This window comes from Yersinia sp. 2542 StPb PI, assembly GCF_048593855.1.
Classification (GTDB): Bacteria; Pseudomonadota; Gammaproteobacteria; order Enterobacterales; family Enterobacteriaceae; genus Yersinia; species Yersinia enterocolitica_E.
Map to the genome: position 1 here is coordinate 1 of NZ_JAZGQA010000258.1, position 4,985 is coordinate 4,985.

A 4,985-nucleotide genomic window follows, 5' to 3' on the forward strand; every position below is an offset into this window, starting at 1 on the left:
ATATAACCTAAATAATTCGAGTTGCAGGAAGGCGGCAATCGAGTAAATCCCGATGAGTTGACGCCAGTCAATGATTCGGGTGACAAATCTGCCGGGAGCAGATTTGAACGCTGCTTGCAGCGGCCTCGTAGAGGCGAGGCCGATGGATGGGCCGAGTAACGAAAGCAGCCAACGCACATGCAGCTTGAAGTATGACGGGTATAAGTTATTCTTTAAAATCATTGGCATCCAGCTCATGGCGCGACAATAACTTGTAAAACTCGGTACGGTTACGCCCCGCCATCCGGGCAGCCTGGGTCACATTACCGGTGGTGATTTGTAGCAGCTTACGCAAATAATTCAATTCGAACTGATTACGAGCTTCAACAAAGGTTGGTAATGCCGTGTTTTCCCCTTCCAGTGCCTGCTCAACCAATGCTTCACTAATGACCGGAGCTGAGGTGAGTGCCACACATTGTTCAATCACGTTGACCAATTGACGCACGTTACCCGGCCAACTGGCGGTCATTAACCGCTTCATAGCATCAGTTGAGAAACTGCGGACAAAGGGCTTATGCCGCTTAGCTGATTCACGTAACAGATGATTAGCCAGCAGCGGGATATCTTCTGAGCGCTCATGCAGTGCCGGGATCTTCAGATTCACCACATTCAAACGATAGTAGAGATCTTCGCGGAATTCATTTTTTGCCATGGCTTTAGGCAAATCACGGTGGGTGGCTGAAATGACCCGCACATCGATACTTAAATCACGGTTACTGCCCAGCGGCCGTACTTTGCGTTCTTGCAGCACTCGCAGTAATTTCACCTGTAAAGACAGCGGCATATCGCCGATTTCGTCTAAAAACAGCGTGCCGCCTTCTGCGGCCTGAAATAGCCCTTCACGGCTGCTGACCGCACCGGTAAATGCGCCTTTGGCATGACCAAACAGTTCTGACTCCAATAACTGCTCCGGCAATGCGCCACAGTTAATGGCAATAAAGGCTTTTTTCGCCCGAGGGCTGGCAGCATGGATAGCTTGCGCCAGAACCTCTTTACCGGTTCCACTTTGCCCGATAATCAGCACACTGACGTCAGATTGCGCCACCATTTTGGCCTGCTCCAGCAGGCGCAACATAACCGGGCTGCGGGTCACTATCTCTTCACGCCAGGTATCATCACCGGCAGGAATAGAAAGCTCTAAAGCTGCATCAATGGCTTTATACAAAGCATCGCGATCAACCGGTTTGGTCAGGAAACTGAACACCCCTTGCTGGGTGGCAGCCACCGCATCAGGGATAGAGCCGTGGGCGGTCAGGATAATCACTGGCATACCTGGCTGATGTTTCTGAATTTCGACGAACAGCGCCATGCCGTCCATTTCATCCATACGCAAGTCACTGATAACCAAGTCTATCTTTTCACGCATTAACAAACGCAATGCTTCCTGGCCGCTTTCAGCCGTGGTGACATTAAACCCTTCGCTGGTTAAACGCATCCCCAGTAACTTAAGTAAGCTGGGGTCGTCATCAACCAGCAGTAGATTGGCCGGTTTGCGTGGCGTCATGAGATTCCTTATTGGTGGCAGGTGGTACATCCGTTGGTGGTACCACTGGCGGAGTATAAGTATCAGCCGGTTTTTCTACCGATTGTGGGGCCGGTTTAGTATCAGCTTGAGGCGCTGTCGGCTTGGTTTCTGCCGGTTTGGTTTCAACCGGTTTAGCTTCAACCGGTTTAGCTTCGGTCGGTTTAGCTTCAACCGGTTTAGCTTCGGTCGGTTTGGCTTCAACCGGTTTAGTTTCGGTCGGTTTAGCTTCAACCGGTTTAGCTTCAGTTGGTTTGGCTTCAACCGGTTTAGCTGGCTCAACTTTGGGCTGTGGTTTAGCTTCTAGCGGTTTCGGCACGACGGCTGGTTTGCTATCCACATCCGTTTCTGGAATTTCATTCTGCAACTGCTTGCGTGATGAAAGCTGCCGTTCGATATCAGTCAGGTTTTCCAGCTTACGGGTAGTATCCAGTAAGTTATATTGCAACCGGACCTGGCTTTCTCGCAGGCGATCAATCTGGGTGTCCGATTCGTCCTGTAAGCGCTGGTAGCGAATGCGCTCTTCTGCCAGAGAGATGCGCAGCACCTGTTGCTCACGCCATAGCTGAATCAGTGGGCGCACCGCGCCAGGGACGCTTTGGCTATAACTGTTCAAACGCTCAACCACTTGACGACGTTCCGCCATTGTAGGCTCGGCACTGCTGACTAAAATGCCCTGCTTGAAGGCCGAAGGCCATGCCACTACCGGCAATGACTTCGCTAATGCTCGCGCTTGAGTAGACCCCATACGCTCTGCACAGTCCATTGCTCGTAGCCAGTACAGGGAGTTCTCCAGTGTCTCTTTATCATCAAGATCCCACAGCACATCGCAGGATAAGGTCCGATAATCAACGATTTTCGTTTCCGGTATGACCAACTGCACTGCTTGTGAAAAACGGCTACTGGCTGGATTATCAGTACATCCGGTAAGTAAGAGTGGGGCCAGCAACAATGCTCGCCAAAAAATACCCGTACCAGATTTGCCCGCGGGCATAGCTGCCGCAGTTGATGTCGGACATGATAAAAAGACGGTCTTTTTAATAATGCTGCTCATAGACCATTTGTACATTATTCATTCATTCTCGGCGGTTAATGGCAATTCAACACGAAAGCAAACCGCAGCGTAATCAACAGCCACCAGTTGCAAGTCGCCCTGCATACGTCTGATGCAGTCCTGAGCAATACTCAGCCCCAACCCACTACCTTTGACGGCCCCTTTTCGCTGATGGCTTCCCTGATAAAAAGGCTCAAATATCATGGTTTCTTCGGACATAGGGATCGGCGCCCCGGTATTGGCAATATCAATTTGTACGCGGTTATCCACCCGACGGCTGCGAATCCAAATGGTACCGGATTCCTCGCCATAGTGCACCGCATTGGAGTAGAGATTATCCAATACCCGCATTAATAATGTCGGATCTGCCCAACAAATGTCCGCTTGCAGATCAGTCTCAGTCTGTAGAGTCTTGGCCCGTGCGGGTAAACTATGGGCTGAGATAACATCCTCAACCATTTCCGCCAGTTCAACATTCTCATGTTCACCGGGGCCATCTGCCAGTTTACGGTTATAGTCTAATAATTGCTCAATCAATAATTGCAAATGACGGCTGCTGTTATCAAGGATTGCCACAACTTCTTTTTGATCTTGCGTCAATGGCCCGGCAACCTCATCCGCTAACAATTCGGTCCCTTCGCGCATACTGGCGAGTGGTGTTTTCAATTCATGAGAGATATGGCGCAAAAACTCGTGGCGCTGTGACTCTAACCACGCTAAGCGCTCGCTGAGCCAAATAATACGCTGTGCCAGTGAGCGTAACTCGCGTGGCCCTTTAAATAGCGCCGTATTACCTAATGGTCGCCCTTCACCTAAGCGATTAATCATCCGCTCAATGCCTTTAACCGGCCCAATTATCATCCGGGTAAATAACACCACTAACAGCACACTGACCAAAAACAGCAACAGGGATTGCCAACCAAAGAATTGCCCACGTTCGGCAATATCTTTTTGTAATTGCTGACCGCGGGAGAAAATCACATCGCGCGTTGCCTGTACCATTTCGGCATTGGAGCGGGAAAACTGCTCTAATAGTGCTGACGCATTTTGTTCCGGGCCACTATTTTTACATTTAATATCAGAAAGTTGTGTCAGTAAACTGCTCAGAGTCTGATAGTAACGGGCATCTGGCAGGATAGGGGCGTGCGTATCAAGCATTTGAGCGTACTGTTTACGTTGATGCTGATATAACTTTGCCAGTGTTGCATCATCTAATACACAGTACTGGCGATAACTACGCTCCATTTCGAGCGCCACACTGGTCATCGCCTCACTGCGCCGCGCATCTGCCAGCGTAGTACGATTAATGTCAGCCGCCTGCGTGCTAAGGTGGTCAAGGCTTTGATAAGCCTGGTATGCCAGCACCAATAAAGGTAGCAGCACCAACAGAAATGCCATGAGTACCAATTGACGTAAAGAACGGGGAAATAAACGCCATCTTTTCAACGAAATCATCTCATTACCTATCATGCTGTGGTGATGCTAACTGACTGCGTGAGGATTACAATGCTTGTGGCACAATTACCCGTCATTTTTTAAGTTGCAGGTGTGTTGGCTGCACTCAATAACCCGAATCACTGACTTATGTCAGCTCATCGGGATTAATGAGGCTCACCCTGCGGGCGAGCATAAATGCTGTTCAAATCGGTTCCCGACCGATTTGTATCTCGTTTTCCGCCTGCCCGCAACTTGAAATCTATTGGGTATGTACCAGGAACAACGTCTCTTGATTGAGATAAAAAAAAAGCACCTGGCTTTGAGCTAAGTGCTTTTAATTAATGTGGCTTATCCATTATCGTCAGAATCATCATCAGACCTGCTTTTATTGTTATTTGCAGTAAAAACGGAGAGCGTAGCTTATCTTTGACCATAATATACCCTAAATAATTCGAGTTGCGGGAGGCGGCCAGCGCACATGCAGCTTGAAGTATGGCGGGTATAGATGTGACAACGGGGCAATAAATTGCCCCGTCGCAGAATATGTGGATGCCCTTAAGCATCGTCTCCAGTTTGATGAAGCCGAAGCAATCATCGGGAGGATGAGACGAATAGCATCCAAACATGTCCAAAATTGATGAACCATTCATCACAGCAGGACATAGGCGGTACCTCACTCAACGTGTCGTCCGATGTTTGATAAAGTGAATTCACACGATATCGGTTTGGTGGACGATAGGTACCAGTCTTAGGCATCATTCGATGATTTATGAAGCGCATATTCCGCTTAACTGCGGGACTATCATAATAAGTTGAATGAGCAACTGTAAGTAATAATGCAGCTTGCGTGCCAAGTTTATTAAAAATAAATTAAAACCATGATTTAAAAGAAAAGTAAACTTATCACACCGATTATTATCCACGTAATGCCCG

The 4,985-nt window shown here is 48.6% G+C and carries 3 protein-coding genes and 1 pseudogene; all 4 read right to left on the minus strand.

Going from position 1 to position 4,985, the window contains the following annotated elements; all coding sequences use genetic code 11:
* Window positions 1-222 (minus strand): annotated as a pseudogene (locus tag V1952_RS20040) (hypothetical protein); the annotation flags it as partial.
* Complete coding sequence (gene glrR, locus V1952_RS20045) at window positions 206-1,543, minus strand: two-component system response regulator GlrR (protein WP_032907964.1); 1,338 nt, start codon at window positions 1,541-1,543, stop codon at window positions 206-208. The gene glrR and the pseudogene V1952_RS20040, both read right to left, overlap by 17 nt.
* Complete coding sequence (gene qseG / locus V1952_RS20050; RefSeq protein WP_420075396.1) at window positions 1,506-2,555, minus strand: two-component system QseEF-associated lipoprotein QseG; 1,050 nt, start codon at window positions 2,553-2,555, stop codon at window positions 1,506-1,508. Before qseG ends, glrR begins: the two co-directional genes overlap by 38 nt.
* Window positions 2,556-2,633: 78 nt before the next feature.
* Window positions 2,634-4,070 (minus strand): sensor histidine kinase, encoded by a 1,437-nt coding sequence (locus tag V1952_RS20055; protein ID WP_420075395.1) that lies wholly within the window; start codon window positions 4,068-4,070, stop codon window positions 2,634-2,636.
* Window positions 4,071-4,985: the final 915 nt, after the last annotated feature.

What these genes read in the sequence shown, in the direction of transcription:
- glrR (WP_032907964.1), bottom strand. Translation starts at nt 1,543, where the DNA reads ATGACGCCACGCAAACCGGCCAATCTACTGCTGGTTGATGACGACCCC.
- qseG (WP_420075396.1), bottom strand. Translation starts at nt 2,555, where the DNA reads ATGCCCGCGGGCAAATCTGGTACGGGTATTTTTTGGCGAGCATTGTTG.
- V1952_RS20055 (WP_420075395.1), bottom strand. Translation starts at nt 4,070, where the DNA reads ATGATTTCGTTGAAAAGATGGCGTTTATTTCCCCGTTCTTTACGTCAA.